We start from the raw sequence: 20840 nt of genomic DNA, 5'->3' as shown, positions 1-20840 counted from the left end.
GAAGGCTGCTGTGCCAATTGTAACGTAAGAATGCTGGATCATCCCGGACTTGAATCCGACGGGCAAAAGGCCGATAATAGAGATGTCGGCATTGGATGACCGACAAAGGAGACGAATTTCATGGCCAACTGGTCCGACCCCCGTTCCGACACCCGTTCGAATATGGCGGGCTTTGGCGGCGCGACCGCTGATCGCAGCGCGGCGTTCGACGCCGGACTGCGCGCCTATATGCTGTCGGTCTATAATTATATGGCGAGCGGCGTATTGCTGACCGGCGTCGTCGCGATGCTGTTCGCGTCGAGCGGCATGGCCGCGCAGGTGCTGGGCGGTCCCGGCATCCTGAAATATGTCATCATGTTCGCGCCGCTGGTCTTCGTGATGGTGCTGAGCTTTGGCATCAACAAGCTGTCGACCGCCGCTGCGCAGGGTCTGTTCTGGGCCTATGCCGCGGTGATGGGCCTGTCGCTCTCGTCGATTTTCCTGGTCTATACCGGAACGTCGATCGCGCAGACCTTCTTTGCGACTGCGGCAGCGTTCGCGGGCCTCAGCCTGTTCGGCTACACCACCAAGAAGGACCTGTCGGGTTTCGGCACCTTCCTGATCATGGGTGTGGTCGGCCTGATCGTCGCGATGCTGATCAACCTGTTCCTCCGCTCCAGCGTGATGGATCTGGTCATCAGCGGCGTTGGCGTGCTGTTGTTCGCAGGGCTGACGGCCTATGACACGCAGAAGATCAAGAGCATCTATGCTCATGTGGCTGGCACGGACATGATGGGCAAGACAGTCATCATGGGGGCGCTGAACCTCTATCTCGACTTCATCAATATGTTCCTGTTCCTGCTGCGCTTCATGGGTGGCAGCCGCGACTAATCCCTTTGCGGTGAGAGAATAGGAAAAGGCCCGGCGGAGCGATCCGCCGGGCCTTTTCGTTTTGGGGCTGCGCGTGACAGCTTGTCTCGACTTCGCTCGACACGAACGGCAGGTTGGTGAAATCAGGCGGGTTTCTGCATTTCGGCGATGAGGGCGTTGTCGATCGCCTTTTGCCGTTGATAGGCGGGGCGGGTGCGCAGGCGATCGGCGTAGGCGGTCAGCGCAGGCGTGGCGGGGATGGTGCCGAAGGCGAGGCCCCAGTCAATCTGCGACCCCATATAGACGTCGGCGGCGGTGAACTGGTTGCCGCAGATCCATTGGGGCACCGACACCGCCTGTTCGAGCGCATGCAACACATCGTCGAGCGAGCCATAGCCTGCCGAGCGCTCGCGACCTTCGGGGACGACGAAGCCCATCGCCTTGTTGGTGATGGCAGCTTCGAGCGGCCCGGCGGCGAAGAAAAGCCAGCGATAATAGGCGCCGCGCGCATCGGTGGGCGGGGCAAGATTGGCGGCCGGGAAGGCGTCGGCGAGATAGGCGCAGATGGCGGCGCATTCCGTGACCACCGTGTCGCCGTGGCGAATCGCGGGCACCTTGCCCATCGGGTTGATAGCGAGATAGTCGGGTGCCTTCATGGTCGTGCCATAGTCGAGGATGACCGTGTCATAGGGGACGCCGGTTTCTTCCAGCATCCAGCGGGCGATCTGCCCGCGCGACATGGGGTTGGTGTAAAAAGTGAGGCTGGTCATGGGATCGACTCCTGTGGGGCGGCGGCGACTATGCGGCAAGAGCGGCAGCGGAACCAGTCGGGGCGTGGGCCATGCGAAATATGTCCGAATTTTCCGATTTTTCCCGGCGCGATTCAGAGATAGGAAAGGGCTGCGCGTTAATAAGTTGCGATATTGCTCATGCTTCATGGTATTCCTTTATGATCCAGGCCCGGCCCGTACCGTCGCAGCAGATGCAGGGGAGACGCATGTTGGAAGATCGGATCGCCAAGCTGTCCGACGTGCAGAAGCAGTGCCTGCGCCTCGCCGCGAGCGGGCGCAGCTCCAAGGAAATCGCGCCTGAAGTCGGTCTGTCGCACCAGACGGTGGATCAATATATCCACCGCGCCCGCGTCACGCTGGGCGCGGAAAATCGGCGCGACGCGGCCCGCATCCTGATGGAAGCGGAGAGCGCGCAGCCGTTCAAACAATTTGAATTAAAGCCGTCACGCCTTGATGACCCGCAGGATTCCGCCATTGTGGACCTACCGGCTGCCGAGCCAGTGACGTTAGTCGAACGGATCGGCCTGCCGCCCATCGGAGGCAAGACGAATGACCTGACCGTTCAGCAAAGGCTATATGCGATAGCCCGGATTGCCTTTTTCCTGATGATCACCGCGACGGCGATCATCATCATCAGCAAGGGTGCGTTCGTCGTCCTGTCCTGACCCTGACGACGCCGCCCGACCTTTCCATCTTTTCAACCTAGCAACGTGGAGCCATGCGGTTCCGCGAGGGGATATGCCATGCCTGATTATAATCCGATGCTCGCCCGCCGTGTCGTGACCGATATCGGCCGTACGCATAATGCGATCGACGGGGCGCTCAAGAAGCTGTCGATGCTGACGACCGACGTGCTGGAAGCTTTTGGCGATGCGCAGTTGAACGATGCGATGACGCAGCCGGTGCTGGAAGATATCGCCAATGGCTTTTCGACGATCGTGGCGGGGCGCGGCGCATTTGTCAGCGCGCATCAGAAACTCATCGAGATGAAGATGGAGTCCAACCTGCGCAAGGTCGAGATTGGTTGTTCGATCGGCCCGATCTGTCCGCTGCCCTTCGTCGAAGAAGCGCAATTGCGCGAAGTTGCGTAAGACGATCCGCAGGGACGCGGTGCCTGTCATCATGAAGTGATACCAAAGCCATGCTTCTTCTCACTTACTGGATGATGACCCTTTGCTGCTGCATTTATGCAGCGGCAAGGGGTGGTGTAACCGGACGCGCCGGGGCCGGCATCGTGCTGTTTAAGACGGTAGCCATAGCGCTCGTTACCTATGTCGAGCGCGACTGGCAGATCACTTCCTATTCGCTGTTGCAGGTGGATACGGCCTGTCTGCTGGCGTTTTTGTGGCTGAGTTTGCGGAGTGACCATTATTGGCCACTATGGTCGACCGCCTGCCAGTTTCTGGCGGTGGCGATCCATGTGACGACGCTGGTGCAGCCCGAACTCACCCCCAAAGTCTATCAGGGGCTGCATAGCCTGTGGGCGATTCCGATGCAGTTGTTCATGGTGCGGGGGATCGCGCTCGATCGCCGCTTCCTGCGGTGGCGGAAGGGGATGATCACGACATGAGCCAGCCCTATCGTATAGCAGGAAAGCCAGTGGCGATGAGCCAGAGCTATCGAATATTGCATGTCGATAATGACAGCGACATGCGACTGGTGGTCGAAATGGCGACGCTGTTGGACACCGACATGACCATTCGCAGCGTAGCGAGCGGCGCGGCGGCGCTCGACCTGTGCCTGGAGCAGCATGCGCGGCCTGACATTTTGATGCTCGACTATCGCCTGCCCGATATGAGCGGGCCGGACCTGTTGCGGCGGCTGCGTTGCGACCCTGCTTTTGCAAAGATGCCGGTCATTTTTCTGACCGACAGTGCCGGCCATGAGGCGGAGGAGGAAATGCGTGTACTCGATCCCGCCGGGATATTGAACAAGCCGTTCAACCCGCTCTCGCTCGCCATCGACATCCGTCTGATGGCCGATCGCTGGAGCGCGATGCACTGATTGTGTGCGGGTCGGTCATGACGCTAGGATGCGGCATGACCGACCCGCTTGCCATCAGCTTCTCCGACATTTCCGATGCCGCCTGGATCATCGCGGCCGCGGCCGTCCGCACCCCGCTGATCGAAAATGAGCAGCTCAATGCTCTGTGCGGCGGACGGGTGCTGCTCAAGTTCGAGGGCGCGCAGCGGACAGGGTCGTTCAAATTTCGCGGGGCCTATAACCGGCTGGCGCGGCTGAATGCGGCGGAGCGGGCGGCGGGCGTGGTCGCCTGGTCATCGGGCAATCATGCGCAGGGCGTCGCCGATGCCGCGCGGCTGCTCGGCATCGCGGCGACCATTGTGATGCCCGCCGATGCGCCCGCGATCAAACTCGCCAATACGCGCGCGCTGGGGGCGGAGGTCGTGACGTACGACCGGCTCCGCGAGAGTCGCGAGGCGATTGCGACCACATTGGCGGAACAGCGGGGGGCGACGCTGGTGCCCTCCTTCGACGATCCGTTCATCATCGCCGGGCAGGGGACGGTGGGGCTGGAGATTGTCGAGCAGGTGAAGGAACTGGACGCGCCATTGGGGCAGGTGCTGGTCTGTTGCGGCGGCGGTGGGCTGACGGCCGGGGTCGCGACGGCGGTGAAGGCGCAGATACCCGAAGCCGTGATCTATACGGTCGAACCGGCGGGGTTTGATGATACCGCCCGGTCGCTGCGCAGCGGCGTGCGTGAGGCGGTGGCGGCGGACGCGCGATCCATCTGCGATGCGTTGCAGGCACCGATGCCGGGCGCGATGACCTTTCCGATCAACAGGGCGCTGGTCACGGGCGGGCTGGTGGTGACTGACCGGCAGGTGCGCGAGGCGATGCGCTTTGCCTTTTCGACGCTCAAACTGGTGGTCGAGCCGGGCGGGGCAGTGGCGCTGGCGGCAATGATGCAGGGGCTTGCGCCGCCGCGTGACGGGGTGAGCGTAGTGGTGCTGTCCGGCAGCAATGTCGATCCGCTTGACTATGCGGCGATCCTGACCGGCACGGACTAGGCCCCAAGCTCGACTTCAAAGTCACGAACCGCCCCGCCGCTGATGCGCAAGCGGCCGCCGGATTCGCGTGCCAGATGGTATTGCGCGCACTTTTGGGAGGGAGCGAATTTGACGCCAGATTGGCCGTGGCCCCAGCGATCATATTCTCGCCCGAATTTGCCGACGTGCTTCGTCGGCGATCGGATGCAGGAAGTCGGCGGCGGCTAGCCCGCCAACAAGACTGTAGCCCATGCCATCGTCCGCCCAGGCATATCCGACGACGTCGCCCTCGCGATGTTTGGCCATGGGTGCATTCTCGTCGCGTCGTATCATCGGCCGCATCAGAATGGCGATGCGCATGCCCTTTGCGTCATCGTACATGAGTAGGCCTGCTGGTCCATTCTGCGTGGCGACGACACGGCCGCCCATGAAGCGATACCCGGCCCCAGAGAGGTCTGGCAGCGAAATCGGCTTGGCGAGACGTTTCTCCACCCAACGCAGGAGGGCGTCGCTGTCTGCGGCCGCGATCTCGACAGGATGACCGCCATCGGGGCTAAACACCGCGTAGGCATAGGATGCTTCTTGAGCGAGCGCGTCGATGCCTGCGGGGCGGTCCATTCCAATACCGCGCAGCATCCAGCCGCTGCCGCCCCCGGCGACAAGGAGGAGGCACGCCGCCGCTGCCGCCCGCCAGCCGGTCCAGTTCGATCGGCGTCGAGACGCCACGAGATGGCGCAGATTGAGGTTCAGCGGCACCGGCTCGGCCGCAATCGGCCCCAGCGCCGCACGGAGCGCGTCGCGTTGCGCCCCGAACCGCGCATAACGTTCGGCCACATCGGGATTGCTTTCGAGATAGGCCTCCACTTCCATGCGGCGGCTATCGGGCAACGCCTCGTCCACGAAAGCGTGAAGATCGTCTTCTGAGATGGGACGGCTCATTTGACCCTCCTGAGTATAGTTCCAGCCGTCGCCTGTCGGACCGGTCCGTCTTCGAGCATCTGCGCTAGCCGATGACGGGCGCGGGAAAGCCGGGACATCACTGTCCCTATCGGAATGTCGAGCACCGATGCCGCCTCCGCATAGGACAGTTCCTCAACCGAGACGAGCAGCAAGACGCTTCGCTGGTCCTCCGGCAACCACGAAAGCGCTTCGACGACCGCCTGATGATGAAGCCGGTGCTCCTGCGCGGGCGCGGTCGCAAACGCAGCTTCATCTGTATCCTCCACGGTGACATGGCCGCCGCGTCGCGCCGTCTGCTTCAGTCGATTGATCGCAAGATTATGCAGGATGGTAAAGACCCAGGTCCGCGCATTGCCATCTGTTCGGCGCTGGTGCCAGCGGCTGATGACGCGCTCCAGGCAATCCTGCACGAGATCGTCGGCAGCGCTCTGATCGCGCAGCAGACTGCGCGCATAGCGCCGCAGCGAGGGGATCAGCGGTTCGACAAGGGCCATCATATCCCGCAAGCTATTCTCCTGACCACGTCGCCGTTACGACGCGCGCGATTGCACCTGAACCGGCGGCCCATATTCAGTCGTGGTGCCCGGCACGATGACGAGGATGCGCGGTCTGTCACCCGATGCATCCCCCCCGATCTGCCCGATCGCTCCTATCGCATTCACGACAGCGGAACCAGCCGGGTTTGTCATGAAGCTCGCGAGCGGCTCGATCGCGCCGCTGCCATCGGGCAGGTGCGCCAGTGCCAACACATAAGGTTTGCGTGGTTCCAGCCCGGCCACCGCCGCCTGCAATATCTGCGTCAGCCCCTGATCGAAGAGCGACACGCTCGTCGACAACGAACCCGATGATGAGCGCACCGGGTCGAGCGTAAGATGAACGGCCTGTGCCGCGAGTCCGAGAGGCGTCAGCCCCGCTATTCCAGGGCCTGTAGTCACCGCATTGGGCACGTAGACCACGGCCTGGGGCGCTTGGCCCACTGGGATTTGCGCGACCACGCGATTGCTGCTCGTGTCGATCGCGGCGATCACGTCGGCGTTTTCCAGGCCGACATAGATGCGCCTGCCGTCGCCCGAAGGCCAGAGGCCATGCGGCAGCTTGCCTACGGGGATCGTCGCGATCTGCGCGAAGCTGTCCGTGCGGAAGACCTTGACGACATTGAGCCCGCCTATGGTGACATAGGCGAATGTGTCCGTCGCGGTGCGCGCAAAGTTGACATGGTTGGTGAGCGGGCCGGTGTCTATCGTGTGCAGGACGTTGAACGGCGGACGCGCATTCAAAATCATGACGCGGCCGATGTCCTTCAGCGTAAGCCAGACCTGCTTTCCGTCCGGGCTCGCGGCGATATTTGGACAGAAGGCTGAGTCCTGTTTGATCCGACCGACGATCTGGTGATCGGCAAGCCGGATCGCCACCGTCTCGGCAGTGAAGGATGAGCACACATAGCCATATGCGCCATCCGGGGAGAAAATCTGCATGCCGGGACCGGCGGGCACGCGAATGCGCTTTGTTTCCGCAAAGGTTTTGGTGTCGAGGACCGCGATATAGTCTTCGCCCCGGATCGTAACCCACAGCTCCCGGCCATCAGGCGTGAAGAATGCCTCGTGCGGCGAGCGTCCGACATAGGTGGTGGCCTTCACCGCGTTGGTCGCGGTGTCGATGAAGGTGACGGAATTGGAGCCGATCGACACGACCGCGAGCGTCTTGCCGTCCGGCGCGAAGCCAAGGCCATGAACGAGAAGCTGGCCACGATAGAGCGGGCTGAGGCTGGCGGGCTGCGGATCGCCCAGCCGGATCACACCGAGCAGGCGGTTATTGGCCGGATCAATGACCGATACGGTGTTCGAGAACTGGTCTGCCGCATAGACCCGATCCTTCGCGCTGATCGGAATATCCGCCGAAGTAGCCGCACGCGGCACCTGGCCGGCGAACGCCATCGACAGGGGCGCGAGAGCGGAGGCGGGCAGAAGAAGAAAGGCGAGAAGAGATCTGTGCATGGTCAGCGGTCCTGCTCTGTGGTTCTGCTGGCTGGCGATGCCGCAGGCGTTGCGTCGCTTTCGATCGCCAGACGCATTGCCCGGATCTCGTCTTCCTGCGTGACGATGATTTCCTGCGCGAGCCGTCTGAGCGGCTCGTTGCGGCTCGACCGCAGCAGAGCGCGCGCCATATCAATCGCACCTTGATGATGGGGGATCATCATGGTGACGAAGTCCTTGTCGATGTTCCCGGTCGGCGCCACGTGCATGGCCGCCATCATGCGCTCCATCGCCTCATCGTTCTCCGCAAGAAAGAGGGCAGCCTCCGGTGAGAACCCGGTGCTCGCCCCGTCCGCCGGCCCGGAATGATGATGGGCATCCTGCGCCGCGGCCGGGCCGAACGCGGTAGCCGCAACGCAAATGGTGAGCAGGGCACTCGCAGCTCTACCGAACGTCATGTCATCGTCACTCCATGTGTCGCCATGGAGGGTTAGACAGTCGCGGAAGATGATTATTCCCGTGGCCCGCAAATTTTCTGGCGATCGGTGGACATGCGAAAAATTTTATGCGGCCACGGGAATAATCGTCTGGCCCGGTTGTCTTTCACGGGTCTCCACGAACCAGGAGTTGACCTATGATAACCAAAGCAATCATTTTCGCCGGGCTTGCGCTTTCCCTATCCCCGGCCGCGCAATCGGCAGAGAAAGTCATGCCGGACAAGTCCCGTGCGCAGGCGCGCAATGTGGTTCTTGTCCACGGGGCCTTCGCGGATGGATCGGGCTGGCGGGGCGTCTATGACGAGCTGACCGCGCGCGGCTATCGCGTGACGATTGTCCAGAACCCTCTCACCTCGCTGGCTGATGACGTCGCTGCAACCAGAAGAGCGCTCGATCGGCAGGACGGCCCGGCGGTACTCGTAGGGCATAGCTGGGGCGGAACGGTCATCACGGAAGCGGGTGTGCATCCGAAGGTCAGCGCGCTGGTTTATGTGTCCGCGCTGTCGCCCGATGCCGGGCAGACCACCGCGCAACAATATGACGGCTACACCACGCCGCCCGAATTTGTCATCGACACGCACGACGACGGGTTTGGCTTCATCAAGGCTGAAAACTTCCGCGCTGGGTTCGCCGCCGATGCCGCTCCGGCTGATGCCGCCTTCCTGCGGGATTCGCAGGTGCCCATCAATATGTCGGCCTTTGCAACTGTGCTTGAAAATGCTGCCTGGCGCTCAAAGCCGAGTTGGGCGGTGATCGCCACCGATGATCGTGCCTTCGACCAACGCATGTTGCACGACATGGCTGGCCGCATCGGCGCAAAGGTGACCGAAGTGGCCGCCAGCCATGCGGTCTTCATGACCCAGCCAAAGCTGGTCGCCGACGTGATCGACGACGCAGCACGTCAGGTCTCGGCCAAAGCCAACTAACCACCCCAATTTCACCAACCACGACCCGGATTCCCGATGCGCGTGCGGTGGCGTTCCCACCGTTCGCGCAACGGCGGAGCCTTGTCCGGTCGAAGGATAACGTCATGATCAACCTTATCGAGATCGCCGATTTCGAGCGTCGCGCGCGCGATAATCAGAAACGGCTCACTGCCAATTTGAAACCATCCTATGATTTCATCGTCTGCGGCGGCGGATCGTCCGGGTCGGTCATCGCCCGACGCCTTGCCGAAAATGCTGACTGCCAGGTGCTGCTCATCGAAGCTGGCGGCGATGACGAGGCTGAAAGCGTGCTCGATCCGGCCCTGTGGCCGACCAATCTGGGTAGCGAGCGCGATTGGGGCTTCCAGGCCGAGCCTAATCCGCATGTCGACGGGCGCGCGCTGTCGATGTCGATGGGCAAGGGGCTTGGCGGCGGATCGAGCGTCAATGTCATGGTCTGGGCGCAGGGCCATCGCAGCGACTGGGATCATTATGCCGCCGAATCGGGCGATCCCGGCTGGGGCGCCGATGCGGTACAGCGCATCTATCGCCGGATCGAGAACTGGCAGGGCGCGCCCGATCCGCACTATCGGGGCAGCGATGGCCCCGTCTGGGTTCAGCCTGCCGCTGATCCCAGCCCGATTGCCGGTGCGCTACTGGATGCTGCGCAGAGCCTCGGCATCCCGCGTTTCGACAGTCCCAATGGCCGCATGATGGCGGGCGACGGCGGTGCCGCGATTTCCGACATGCTGGTGCGCGACGGGCGCCGCCACTCGCTGTACCGGGCGTATCTGCGGCCGTGGGCGGATCGCCCGAACCTGACCATCCTCACCGATACGCTCGTCCGGCGCATTTTCTTCACCGGGCGACGTGCGTCTGGTGTCGAGATTGAACGGGCAGGCGAGATCCGGTCGATCGGGGTCGGCTGCGAGATTATCGTCTCCACCGGCGCGATCAACACGCCCAAGCTGCTCATGCTTTCGGGTCTGGGGTCGCGCGCCGACCTCGCGCGTCTCGGCATTCCATTGATCGAACATATCCCCGGCATCGGCCAGAATTTGCAGGATCACGTCGCCTTCTGTTGCACCTGGGAATATCGTCAGCCGCTCGCTCCGCGCAACAGCGGCAGCGAGGCAACGTTATACTGGAAGTCCCGGCCCGAACTGACCGCGCCCGACCTGCTGCTGTGCCAGGTGGAATTCCCGGTGCCGAGCGAGCGTACGGCTGCTCTGGGCGTGCCCGATCATGGCTGGACGATGTTCGGCGGCCTGGCTCATCCCCAAAGCCGGGGCGAAGTGCGGCTTGCTTCAGCCGATCCGCATGTGGTGCCGATCGTCGATCCCGCCATGCTGTCCGACCCGGCCGATGTCGAAACCGCCAGAGCGTGCGTCAAACTGTGCCGCGATCTGGGCGGAGCTACCGCGTTCGGGCCTTTCGTCAAACGAGAGGCGATCCCCGGCGAGGGTAAGCCGACAGATGATCGGTTTCTGCGCGATGCTGCGGTGACCTACTGGCACCAGAGCGGCACCGCACGCATGGGCCGCGACGATCTGGCAGTGGTCGATGCGACGCTCAAGGTGCGGGGTGTGGAAGGCCTGCGGGTGGCCGACGGATCAATCTTTCCCACCATCCCGACCGGCAACCTGCAAGCGCCATGCGCCGTCGTGGGCGAGCGGGCGGCGCAGATCATCCGCGACACCTATCGCCTTTGAAGTCGTCGGGGCGTGGGGACGGGGCATCGCCCGTCCCTATGCCCCGGAGGTGCCCTCTCCGTCGGTTCCACCCCGCCGCCGGAGAGGGCAAGTCCCCAACCTGGGTTGCCGACACTGCAGCGCCGGGCGTCAAACTGTGGGGATCGTGCCGCCATCAATCACATATTCGGTCCCAGTGATCGTGCCTGCGCGATCGGATGCCAGAAAAGCGATCAGACTGGCGATCTCCTCTGGCCTGGAGGGCCTTCCGATGGGAATGCCGCCGAGCGAAGCCATAATCATCTGCTTGCCCTGCTCAACATCGACGCCATGCTCTGCCGCCAGACGCATCGCCAGGTCAGTCGAGGCTTCGGTCTCGATCCAGCCGGGCGAAACCCGGACCACGCGCACGCCCTTGGGCGACACTTCCTTCGAGAGGCTCTTGCTGTAGGTCGACAGGGCAGCCTTCGCGGCGGCATAGGCGGTCGTCGCATCGGGCAGCGGCAATGTGCGCTGGATGGAAGTGACGTGGATCACCACGCCCGATCCGCGCGCTTCCATGCCCGGCACAAGGTCGCGATCAAGGCGGATTGCGGGCATCAGGTTCAGGTCGATTTCCCTTTGCCATTGGCCGTCGTCGAGCGCCCGGTAGCCGCCCGCCGGCGCTGAAGACCCGCCAAGCATGTGGACGATGATGTCGACTCCGCCCAGCCGCGCGCACACAGCGGCGGCCACATTGGCGCAACCCTCCGCGCTTGTCAGGTCCGCCGCCACGAACTGCGCGTCCGGCATCGCTTGCGGCTTGCTCCGCGCCGTGGTCAGCACCCGTGCGCCAAGCGTCTCGAACAGCGCAACCGTGGCAGCCCCGGCACCGCGTGTCCCGGAGGTGATGAGGGCACGCTTCCCCTCCAGCGTGAGGAACGGGGTCATGGGACGATCTCCAGCGCGGCGATCCGGTCGCCGTCGAGTAAGAATAGATAGCGCAGGTCCACAGGGCTGCCGGGAAAGTTGCCGACCAGATGGCTGGTGACCACCGTGCGTCCATCCGCTTCGGACAAGGCGAACGGCTCGACCGAATAGGAATATTGCGTCGAGGCATTGGCCATCCACTGCCGGATCGCATCGCGCCCGGTATAGGTGTTGCCCTCGTCGATAACGATTGCATCCGGGGTAAAGCACTCGGAAATCGCCTGCGCATTGTCGCTCTTGTCCGCCGCGAAATATATGGCGATTACATCCGGTAGCTTGATGGTCACGGTGTGTCTCCTGTCTTGGCTGCTGTCTCGACGCCCAATCTAGAGCTTTGACGTCGTCCGCATAAGCGGGATAAACAGGGACGTTACATTGCGGATATCAGGATAATGCGGATGTACAATCTGACCGATTTCGATGCGGTTCTGGCGATCAGCCGCAGGGGGTCTTTCCGTGCCGCCGCGCTTGATCTGGGCATGTCGACCAGTGCGCTCAGCAACACGATCGCGAAGATCGAAGGACAATTGGGCGTGCGCCTGTTCAACCGCACCACGCGCAGCGTAGCGCTGACCGAAGCGGGCCGCCGTTTTGTCGAGCAGGTCACGCCTGCGTTGAAGGATATTCACGAGGCGCTCGACACGGTTCGCGCGCAGCAGGACGTGCCTTCGGGCACGCTGCGGATCAACACGTTCGCCACCGCCGGTCGGGAGATTCTGGCACCGCTGGTGCTGGAATGCCTGCGCCGCTTTCCCCAGATCCGCATCGACCTGGTGACCGAAGGAAATCTGGTGGATATCGTTGCGGAAGGATTCGATTTCGGGGTGCGCAGCGAAAATCTGGTGCCTTCCGACATGATCGCTATCCCGATCGGCCCGGCGCGACGCTATGCCGTGGTCGCAACGCCTCATTATCTTGCCCGGCACGGCTCGCCAAAGGTGCCTGTTGACCTGCTCGGCCACGCCTGCATCCGTACGCGGCTGCCCAATGGCGCCATGTTCCGCTGGCCGTTCGAAGTTGAAGGGCAGCCCGTGCAGGTGGATGTCGATGGGCCGATCACGCTGGATGAAGCCAGCCTGGCACGGCAGGCGGTCCTGGCATCGTGCGGGATCGGCTTCTTCATGGAATCCGACGTGCGCGAGGATATCGCGGCGGGCCGGCTGGTGCGTTTGCTCCCCGAATGGACGGCCCCGCTGGCGCCCTTGTGCCTCTATTATCCGAGCCGTCGCAATCCGCCTGCGGCATTCAAGGTCTTCGTCGATCTTGCGCGTGAACTGGCGCGCTCGGCGCGGCAATGAGCCGACCGTGGGTAGCGGTGGTTCGATCAGAGGAACTTGCCGTAGATGTTATAGAGCTTGTTGATTTCTTCCCGAACCGCGGGTTCGTGCGCCGACCAATATTGCACGGTCGGATCTGAAAGTCGGTTGTCTTGCTAACGTCTGTTGCTTCTGAAAGTTGTCGTTCGCCGCAGTCGTCGGCTATGGCGGCGGCGTACCAACTTGCACATCTACCATGCGCATCATCGCGCCGTTGACGACTCGTTGACCAAGCAAAAAACCTTATGACCCACCCGGAGAAAAATAATCACCGGGTAATCACGAAATGGCGTCTCAAGATACTGATTATGTGAGATAAGACCGCCAAGTTCGCTGACGTGGATTCTATCGACGACGGTATCTCATATACCACACTTCATGGCCGAGCCGCCGGGCCTTCGCCTCATAACGGGTTTCGGGCCAGCCGCCGGGGCGGGTGAGGAAATCCTTGGGGGTATTCGCCAGCCATTCGAAATCGGGATGGCCGTTCATCACCATCAGCGCCCAGCGTAGATAGACGGGATGGTCGGTGCCGAAGCGGAATTCGCCGCCGGGTTTGAGCTTGCGCGCGATCATCGCGACAGGGCCGGGGTTCATCATGCGCCGCTTGGCGTGGCGCGCCTTGGGCCAGGGGTCGGGATGGAGCAGATAGACGAAGCTGAGCGATCCGTCGGGGATGCGGTTCAGCACGGTCAGCGCATCGCCCATATGGAGGCGGATATTGCCGAGCGCGCCATCGCGGATATGGCCAAGCGCGGTGACGACGCCGTTGAGGAACGGCTCGCAGCCGATAAAGCCATGGTCGGGCAGCAGGTCGGCGCGCCAGGCCATATGCTCGCCGCCGCCAAAGCCGATCTCGAAATGGAGCGGGCGGTCATAGCCGAACAGGTCGGCGGCTGTGATCGGGCCTTCGTTTGGCACGGACACGGCGGGCAATAAGGTATCGACCAGTTCCTGCTGCCCCTGGCGCAGCTTGTGCCCCGACTGGCGGCCATAGAGGCGGTTGAGCGTGGTCGGATCGCCGGGTTTATGCGCTGTCATGGGGCGGCCGCTTAGCGGGCGCGGGCGCGCGGGGCAAGGGTCAGAGGCCGAGCAGGGGCCACAGGACCATGCCGAGGCCGATCATGCTGACGAGGAAGATCAGCGTGCGGATCATGGGGATGCCGAGCGCGTAGACGGGGAGGTAGGCGAGGCGCGCGCCGAGCCAGATCCAGGCACCGAGCGCGGTCGTGTCGCTGGTGCGGCCTGCCAGCACCACGCCGATCAGCGCGACGATGGCGATGGGAAGGGTTTCCTGAAAATTGGCCTGGGCGCGGGTAAGGCGTCCGGCGAGGGGATGGAGCGGCGGGAGTTTTTCGTCGCGCGCGCCCATGTTCCAGCGGGGACCATATTGCTTGGTCTTGAAATGCACGGCCGCGAAAATGTGGACGAGCAGCAGGACCATGGCCCATGCGAGAATTGTGAGTTCGACGGGCATATAACGTCCTCCTGAGGCGTATGTAGCAAAGCCGCGGCAAGTAACATAGGAGGCAATGTATACGGCTCGTTTCGAGTCCTGAAGTCGACCATTGCTGGCAGGCGGACAGGGACTCGAAGCGGACAGTCATTGGAAAGCAATGCCCCGTTTTGCCATCCGCCCCGGTGAAGCCAGCGGCGGTTGGCCATCGGGGGATGGTGCAGGCCGCGTGACGAGCGGGGCGAATTGCCATTCATCAAGTCAAACGCCTCATCACGCCATGCTCAATTTTTAAGGGGTAACCCATCAGAAATTAGAGAAATAATGGTCATGTTCGAGCGTCTTGATATATTTATATCCAATATCCGTAAGCATGCTGTTGATGTAACTCAGGCTATCAAAACACTCTATCTGAAGTGCGCATAGATTATTCTGGAGAAGCTCTTTCATGCCAGGAATGACCAAGGGTTCGTGCCCTTCTACGTCAATCTTGATTATGATTTTTCTATTTTTTTCTTTGACGATATTGTCTATTTTATTCTTTGCTACGATAATTCCCGCCGTGCTTATCCCTGCCCCTCCGCGATTTCCATCTGCTTTTCCTATGGCGGAAACGAAATGTGCAGACCCTTCGCTATCTGAAACAGCCATGAAGATCGGTTCGATGAGCGATTGCGGGTCGTTAAGCAAAAGATTGGCGCTCAACTGGCGATAATTAAACTGGTCGGCCTCGAAAGCGATGATGCGTTCGAACATATTGGTCTGGGCCATCTTTAACGAGTAAAGACCAAAATATGATCCGATGTCCAGGAAGATCAAATCCCTCTGTCCGTTCGATAACGTGTATGCGAGGTCCAAAAGAGCCTCTATTCTCTCTGGCTCCCAAGCGTTGCGTGTGATGATCGCGCTATCAACCATAGATGATCTGTCGAGGATCAAGTCAAGGCCCAGGCGCTGATAGGCAGAAAATGAACGATCGCTGCTCAGATCATAATCTTTTATCAAGACGATCTCATCCAATCGCACAAATGCGCCGGAATTTGCAAAAAAGCGAACTTCGAAATCCCGAATGGGAAATTTGGCATTTATTTCGAATAAAATCTTGCCGTCTTTCCAATCACCCCGTCCAAGAATAACCTGTCCTTTCTCGGCCGATACATCAGCGTAACAAGAGAATGCATTTTCAACCTTGCCCGATATCGATACCATCCATCGGCCGGATGGAATTTGAACATAGGGACCATGCATGACGGTAACATTGTCGGTTACAGTGACACCACTGGAAATATTTTCTGACCCGTAAGGAGAGTGCATATCTCTTTTTATATCAAAATATATTTGTTCTTTAGTTATCATTTCTATTCCAGTTGATGTCGATATTCTCTGCTGAGAAATTCAATAAATTCCATATGATGTCGGTTGCAACTCTATTTTTCAGGGTATGAGCAGAATTGCATCCGGCAGCCTCTTGCCGACCCGTTTGCCAACCGCCGCAGGCGCGCCTCCATTGGGATGAGGCAGACACGCTATGGCATTGCGGCGGGCGCGACAAGCGCTGGATGGGTGTGCGCTTAGAGGCTGAAGCCGACGCGCGCGATCAGGCGGTCGCCGGCATGGGTGCGGGCGGGGCCGTCGATGCTGCTGCCGGCATAGCGAATCCCGGCGAACCATTGGCCGCGATACCAGTCGAGCGCGACGCCATGGTCCCAATAACTGCCATCGGGGCGCAGGCGGGCGGCGGCGACGGGGTCGCGCACGCTGCCTGACGAGCGGCCGACATGGCCCGACACGGTGAAGGGCGTGCCGGGGACCGCGACGGCGGCGGCAGCGGAGACATAGAGATTGTCGCCGCCGATTGCCGATTGGCGCGGGGCATAATGAGCGGCGATGTCGACGCTGGCCGGGCCGATGAGGAAGCCCGCCTGTGCGCCGACTTCGCCATAGCCCTGATCCGAGGCACCGGGGAAGAGATGATAGCGGCCCTGCGCGGTCAGCCGCCAGCCGCCGATCTGTTGCGACCAGCTTGGGCCGATGTCGATCGCCGCGTCGGCACCGCCATGGCGGGTGCTGCCCCATAGGGTGGTGGCTGCGCCGTCGAGGCTGAGGCCGGAGGTGACGGGGACGGACAAGGTGCCGCGCAGCACCGGATCGCCATCGCTCCAGCTCAGGCCCCGGCGGCGTTCGTCACTGGCGGCTTCTATCGTGGCGGCAAGGCCGCGATCCTGCGCGGCCGCGGGAATGGCATGGGCTGCGACGCCCAGCGCCGCCGCCCATGCCAGCCGCATGGCGAAATCAGTTCGACGCAAGCGCGCGCACCGAATCCAGTTCCGCCATCAAGGGCGCGCGATCGCGCTCGGCCATCGCCATCAAGGTCGAATGGATGCGATCGCTATGCTGGGCCAGCACACGCTGTTCGAGATTTTTGCCGCGCGAGCAGGCCCCAGACTCGCTGCCCGAAAAACGGGTATCGCTGGCGATGGTACGGGCGAGCGCGGGGCCGTGATCCAGCTTGCGATCGACGACGACCGTGGCGGTCCAGTTGCAGCGTTGCATGTCCATGCGATTGGGCGTCTTTGCACCCACGGTTCGCGTCTGGACGTCGGCACGGGCGGTATAGATCGCCTGAACCGGCGTACCTTGATGCGTGAGTGGAACGGTGTGGGTGGCGGCCGCGGCCGCCAGGGCGATAAGGGTCAAACTCATGTCATTCTCCTGCTTTTTGGCGTCAGGCTATGTTGCCCGATCACCTGAGCCAGATGTAGGTATCCACTGTTGCCAGATCATTGCTGACAAGCGACAAAGTCCTGCCCGGTCAAGCCGCAGCCTTGGCCAGCCCCTTCGACAATTGCAAGGCGCCGTTGAGACGCGCGGCGGGATCGGCCCAGGCGCGGTTCACCACGATCTTGCTGTCGGGGCGCAGGCGCGCGACGCCGTCGAGCCGCTGGACATAGGCGATGAGGCCTGCGGGATTGGGGAAGCTGTCTTCGAAGAAACTGACGAGCGCGCCCTTCTGCCCCACGTCGATCTTGGCAATATTGGCTTTCATGCAATTCTGCTTGATCTCGATGATCTTGAGCAGGTTTTGCGTAGGGGCTGGCAGTTTGCCGAAACGGTCGATCAGTTCGGCGGCGAAGGATTCGAGCGCCTGGCGGTCCTCCAACTCGTTGAGGCGGCGATAGAGACCCATGCGGAGGTCAAGGTCGGGGACATAATCGTCAGGGATCATGATCGGCGCATCGACGCTGATTTGGGGCGAGAAGCTGTCGCGGCGGATTTCGAGGCCGACGCCGCCCGCCTTGGCGTCCATGATCGCTTCCTCCAGCATCGATTGGTAGAGTTCGAAGCCGACTTCGCGGATATGGCCCGATTGTTCGTCGCCGACGAGATTGCCCGCGCCTCGAATGTCGAGATCGTGCGATGCAAGCTGGAAGCCTGCGCCGAGCGTGTCGAGATCGGACAAGACCTTGAGCCGCTTTTCCGCTGTTTCGGTGATGATGCGGTTGGCGGGCGTCGTCATATAGGCATAGGCGCGCGTCTTGGACCGGCCGACGCGCCCGCGTAGCTGATAGAGTTGCGCCAGGCCGAAGCGGTCGGCGCGGTGGATGATGAGCGTGTTGGCGCTGGGGATATCCAGGCCGGATTCGACGATGGTGGTCGAGAGCAGCACATCGTAGCGCTTGTCGTAGAAGGAGGACATGCGTTCCTCCACTTCGGTCGCCGACATCTGGCCATGGGCGACGACGGAGCGGATTTCGGGGACGTCTGTGCGGAGAAATTCCTCGATCTCGGCGAGGTCGGCAATGCGGGGAACGACGAAGAAACTCTGCCCGCCGCGATAATGTTCGCGCAGCAGCGCTTCGCGGATGACGATGCCGTCCCAGGGCATGATATAGGTGCGCACCGCAAGGCGATCGACCGGCGGCGTCTGAATGACCGAGAGTTCGCGCAGGCCCGACATCGCCATTTGCAGCGTGCGCGGGATCGGCGTGGCGGTCAGCGTCAGGACATGGACGTCGGTCTTCAAGGACTTCAGCCGTTCCTTGTGGGTGACGCCGAAGCGCTGTTCCTCATCGACGATGACGAGGCCGAGGCGCTTGAATTCTATGCCCTTGGTCAGCAGCGCATGGGTGCCGACAACGATATCGACCGTGCCGTCGGCCAGGCCCGCCTTGACCGCCTTCGCCTCCTTGTCGGGGACGAGGCGGGAGAGGCGGCCGATATTGACCGGGAAGCCGCGGAAGCGTTCCTCGAACTGCATATGATGCTGGCGCGCGAGCAGGGTGGTGGGGCAGATGAGGACGACCTGCATCCCCGCCATCGCCGCGACGAAGGCGGCGCGCAGGGCGACCTCGGTCTTGCCGAAGCCGACATCGCCGCAGACGAGGCGATCCATCGGCTTGCCCGATCCCAGATCCTCGATCACGTCGCTGATCGCGCGGTCCTGATCCTCGGTTTCCTGATAGGGGAAGCGATCGACAAAGGCGGGGTAGCCCGCGACATCGGGTTCGGCGATGGTGGCGGCGCGCAGCGCGCGTTCGGCGGCGGTCTTGAGCAATTCACCCGCGATTTCGCGGATGCGCTCCTTCATCTTGGCCTTGCGCCGCTGCCAGGCTTCGCCGCCCAGCTTGTCGAGGCCGACGCCGTCGCTGTCCGATCCGTAGCGCGAGAGGACTTCGAGATTTTCGACCGGCACGAACAGCTTGTCGCCGCCCGCATAGCTCAAGGCGACACAATCATGCGCCGTCTTGCTGACCGGAATCTGGGTCAGCCCTTCATAGCGGCCGATGCCATGGTCCATGTGGACGACGAGGTCGCCGGGCGACAGGGTGGCGAGTTCCGCGAGGAAGGCGTCGGTATTCTTCTTGCGCTTGGCGCGGCGGACGAGCCGGTCGCCCAGCATATCCTGTTCGGTCAGGACCGCGACATCGGGGGCGGCAAAGCCATGGTCGAGCGGCAGGACGGTCAGCGTCACGCTGCCATTGGCGGCGATGCCGAGCGCTTCCTGCCAGCCATCGGCGGCGGCGAGGCGCTTGACGCCATGGTCGAGCAGCAGGCCGGACAATCGCTCGCGCGCGCCGCCCGAATAGCTGGCAATCACGACCTTTTTCTTGGCGCGCTGGAGCGCTGCGATATGTTTGCCGACCGCTTCGTAGATGTTGATATTCTGCGCGCGTTCGGGCGCGAAATCGCGCGGGCCATCGACCGCGAAGTCCAGCACGTCGGCGCTGGCGGGTTCGTGGAAGGGGGTGGTGGCGTGCATCGGCCGGGTGGCGACCGCGGCGTTCCATTCGGCGCTGTCGAGATAGAGCAGGTCGGGCTTCAATGGCCGATAGGCACCGGGGTCGGAGGTTTTGGCCTGCACCCGGTTGGCATGATAGTCGCGGATCGCCTCGAACCGGGCATCGGCGGCTCCGGCGACGCCATGGTCGCGGATGATGACGGTGTCCGCGCCGATATGGTCCGCGAGCGGCACCAGCTTCTCTTCGAACAAGGGTAGCCAATGTTCCATGCCCGCGAGACGGCGGCCTTCGCTGACCGCCTGATAGAGCGGATCGCCGGTGGCGGTTGCGCCGAAGGTTTCGCGATAGCGGCTGCGGAACCGCTTGATCGTTTCCTCGTCCAGCAGCGCTTCGGAAGCGGGGAGCAGGGTGAAGCCATCGACGCTGCCGGTGGTGCGCTGGTCGGCGGGGTCGAAGCGGCGGACGGTTTCGATCTCGTCGCCGAAAAAGTCGAGGCGGAGCGGTTGCTCCTCGCCGCCGGGAAACAGATCGACAATGCCGCCGCGAATGGCAAACTCGCCGCGATCATGGACGGTGTCGGTGCGGACATAGCCATTGCCCTGGAGCATGGCGGCGAGGCGCGTGATCGCGATCCGCTCCTTGGGTGCGAGATGCGCGACGAGTTGCCGCACGCGGAAAGGGGTGAGCGTCCGCTGCGTCATGGCGGCGAGCGTGGTGACGACCAGTTGCGGTGCCTTGGGCGCGGCTTGCAGCGCATGCAGGCCTGCAAGCCGCGCCGAGGCAGCGCGCAGCGAGGGGCTGGCCCGGTCATAGGGCAGGCAGTCCCAGGCGGGGATTTCGATGAGTCCGATCTCTGGCGCGAAATAATGGGCAGTGTCGGCGATGGCGCGCATCTGCTGCTCATCGGCGGCGATGAACAGCGCGCGCGCCTGGCCCGACCCATAGACGGCGCGGGCGATGTCGGCGAGCAGCCAGGGCTGGAACCCGGCAGGCACGCCCGACAGGGTCAGCGGGGCTTTGGCGCGGAGGATGGTTTGGAGATCGGTCATTGTCGTTGTCGCTATCCAATGATCCTCCCCGGTACGGGGAGGTGGCAGGGCGAAGCCCTGACGGAGGGGGGGATCGTCCGGGCGTGGTGCGGGGGGGGGTGAACCCCCTCCACCA

Annotated in this window: 22 protein-coding genes; 9 read left to right on the top strand and 13 right to left on the bottom strand. The window is 62.4% G+C overall.

Features of this window, described 5'->3' with window-relative positions; translation table 11 throughout:
• Window positions 1-120: 120 nt before the first annotated feature.
• Window positions 121-870, top strand: a complete 750-nt coding sequence (locus tag J2W40_RS04580) for a Bax inhibitor-1/YccA family protein (protein ID WP_310222207.1) — start codon at window positions 121-123, stop codon at window positions 868-870.
• A gap of 122 nt (window positions 871-992) precedes the next feature.
• On the opposite strand, the gene J2W40_RS04575 is transcribed toward J2W40_RS04580, so the two are convergent.
• The gene (locus J2W40_RS04575) at window positions 993-1619 is read right to left on the bottom strand and encodes a glutathione S-transferase family protein (protein ID WP_310222206.1); all 627 of its coding nucleotides are present in this window, start codon (window positions 1617-1619) and stop codon (window positions 993-995) included.
• Window positions 1620-1846: 227 nt separating this feature from the next.
• On the opposite strand from J2W40_RS04575, the gene J2W40_RS04570 reads away from it, so the two are divergent.
• From J2W40_RS04570 to J2W40_RS04550, 5 genes are all read left to right on the top strand, one after another.
• A complete protein-coding gene (locus J2W40_RS04570; RefSeq protein WP_310222205.1) occupies window positions 1847-2305 on the top strand; it encodes a helix-turn-helix domain-containing protein in 459 nt (152 codons plus the stop codon).
• A gap of 78 nt (window positions 2306-2383) precedes the next feature.
• On the top strand, window positions 2384-2731 hold the full coding sequence (locus J2W40_RS04565) for a hypothetical protein (protein ID WP_310222204.1): 348 nt from the start codon (window positions 2384-2386) through the stop codon (window positions 2729-2731).
• 50 nt (window positions 2732-2781) lie between these two features.
• Window positions 2782-3210 (top strand): hypothetical protein, encoded by a 429-nt coding sequence (locus J2W40_RS04560; protein WP_310222203.1) that lies wholly within the window; start codon window positions 2782-2784, stop codon window positions 3208-3210.
• Window positions 3207-3644: a response regulator gene (locus tag J2W40_RS04555; protein ID WP_310222202.1), complete on the top strand. Its 438-nt coding sequence runs from the start codon at window positions 3207-3209 to the stop codon at window positions 3642-3644. The genes J2W40_RS04560 and J2W40_RS04555 overlap by 4 nt, the downstream gene beginning before the upstream one ends.
• Before the next feature lie 35 nt (window positions 3645-3679).
• Window positions 3680-4669: a threonine ammonia-lyase gene (locus tag J2W40_RS04550; protein ID WP_310222201.1), complete on the top strand. Its 990-nt coding sequence runs from the start codon at window positions 3680-3682 to the stop codon at window positions 4667-4669.
• A 138-nt stretch (window positions 4670-4807) separates the two neighbouring features.
• Here the strand turns inward: J2W40_RS04550 and J2W40_RS04545 are convergent, their stop codons facing one another.
• The 4 genes from J2W40_RS04545 to J2W40_RS04530 are packed head-to-tail and all read right to left on the bottom strand — an operon-like array spanning window position 4808 to window position 8039.
• Window positions 4808-5587 carry an anti-sigma factor family protein gene (locus J2W40_RS04545; protein ID WP_310222200.1) on the bottom strand — a complete coding sequence of 260 codons (780 nt, stop codon included), beginning with the start codon at window positions 5585-5587 and terminating at the stop codon, window positions 4808-4810.
• Window positions 5584-6105 (bottom strand): RNA polymerase sigma factor, encoded by a 522-nt coding sequence (locus J2W40_RS04540; protein ID WP_310222225.1) that lies wholly within the window; start codon window positions 6103-6105, stop codon window positions 5584-5586. The genes J2W40_RS04545 and J2W40_RS04540 overlap by 4 nt, the downstream gene beginning before the upstream one ends.
• Before the next feature lie 33 nt (window positions 6106-6138).
• A complete protein-coding gene (locus J2W40_RS04535) occupies window positions 6139-7602 on the bottom strand; it encodes a YncE family protein (protein ID WP_310222199.1) in 1464 nt (487 codons plus the stop codon).
• A 2-nt stretch (window positions 7603-7604) separates the two neighbouring features.
• Complete coding sequence (locus tag J2W40_RS04530; protein WP_310222198.1) at window positions 7605-8039, bottom strand: DUF305 domain-containing protein; 435 nt, start codon at window positions 8037-8039, stop codon at window positions 7605-7607.
• Window positions 8040-8215: 176 nt separating this feature from the next.
• Between J2W40_RS04530 and J2W40_RS04525 the strand changes: the two genes are divergently transcribed.
• Both J2W40_RS04525 and J2W40_RS04520 read left to right on the top strand, forming a co-directional pair.
• Window positions 8216-9004 (top strand): alpha/beta fold hydrolase, encoded by a 789-nt coding sequence (locus J2W40_RS04525; RefSeq protein WP_310222197.1) that lies wholly within the window; start codon window positions 8216-8218, stop codon window positions 9002-9004.
• A 104-nt stretch (window positions 9005-9108) separates the two neighbouring features.
• Window positions 9109-10716, top strand: coding sequence for a GMC family oxidoreductase (locus J2W40_RS04520; RefSeq protein WP_310222196.1), 1608 nt, complete (start codon window positions 9109-9111; stop codon window positions 10714-10716).
• Window positions 10717-10845: 129 nt separating this feature from the next.
• Here J2W40_RS04520 and J2W40_RS04515 read toward each other — a convergent pair whose 3' ends face one another.
• Window positions 10846-11625, bottom strand: coding sequence for an SDR family oxidoreductase (locus J2W40_RS04515; protein WP_310222195.1), 780 nt, complete (start codon window positions 11623-11625; stop codon window positions 10846-10848).
• Window positions 11622-11951 carry a nuclear transport factor 2 family protein gene (locus tag J2W40_RS04510; protein WP_310222194.1) on the bottom strand — a complete coding sequence of 110 codons (330 nt, stop codon included), beginning with the start codon at window positions 11949-11951 and terminating at the stop codon, window positions 11622-11624. Before J2W40_RS04510 ends, J2W40_RS04515 begins: the two co-directional genes overlap by 4 nt.
• A gap of 105 nt (window positions 11952-12056) precedes the next feature.
• On the opposite strand from J2W40_RS04510, the gene J2W40_RS04505 reads away from it, so the two are divergent.
• Entirely contained in the window at window positions 12057-12962 is a 906-nt protein-coding gene (locus tag J2W40_RS04505) for a LysR family transcriptional regulator (RefSeq protein WP_310222193.1), read from the top strand.
• Window positions 12963-13325: 363 nt separating this feature from the next.
• Here the strand turns inward: J2W40_RS04505 and trmB are convergent, their stop codons facing one another.
• From trmB to mfd, 6 genes are all read right to left on the bottom strand, one after another.
• Window positions 13326-14021 (bottom strand): tRNA (guanine(46)-N(7))-methyltransferase TrmB, encoded by a 696-nt coding sequence (trmB, locus tag J2W40_RS04500; RefSeq protein ID WP_310222192.1) that lies wholly within the window; start codon window positions 14019-14021, stop codon window positions 13326-13328.
• Window positions 14022-14061: 40 nt separating this feature from the next.
• Window positions 14062-14457 (bottom strand): MAPEG family protein, encoded by a 396-nt coding sequence (locus J2W40_RS04495; RefSeq protein ID WP_310222191.1) that lies wholly within the window; start codon window positions 14455-14457, stop codon window positions 14062-14064.
• 285 nt (window positions 14458-14742) lie between these two features.
• Window positions 14743-15792, bottom strand: a complete 1050-nt coding sequence (locus J2W40_RS04490; RefSeq protein WP_310222190.1) for an FkbM family methyltransferase — start codon at window positions 15790-15792, stop codon at window positions 14743-14745.
• A gap of 215 nt (window positions 15793-16007) precedes the next feature.
• A complete protein-coding gene (locus J2W40_RS04485; RefSeq protein WP_310222189.1) occupies window positions 16008-16742 on the bottom strand; it encodes a TorF family putative porin in 735 nt (244 codons plus the stop codon).
• The gene (locus tag J2W40_RS04480) at window positions 16729-17139 is read right to left on the bottom strand and encodes a hypothetical protein (protein ID WP_310222188.1); all 411 of its coding nucleotides are present in this window, start codon (window positions 17137-17139) and stop codon (window positions 16729-16731) included. The genes J2W40_RS04485 and J2W40_RS04480 overlap by 14 nt, the downstream gene beginning before the upstream one ends.
• Before the next feature lie 109 nt (window positions 17140-17248).
• The gene (gene mfd / locus J2W40_RS04475; RefSeq protein WP_310222187.1) at window positions 17249-20725 is read right to left on the bottom strand and encodes a transcription-repair coupling factor; all 3477 of its coding nucleotides are present in this window, start codon (window positions 20723-20725) and stop codon (window positions 17249-17251) included.
• Window positions 20726-20840 lie beyond the last annotated feature (115 nt).

The sequence above is a fragment of the Sphingobium xenophagum genome (assembly GCF_031457465.1).
In the GTDB taxonomy this organism is placed as follows: Bacteria; Pseudomonadota; Alphaproteobacteria; order Sphingomonadales; family Sphingomonadaceae; genus Sphingobium; species Sphingobium xenophagum_A.
This window is presented reverse-complemented; position numbering and strand designations above follow the sequence as displayed.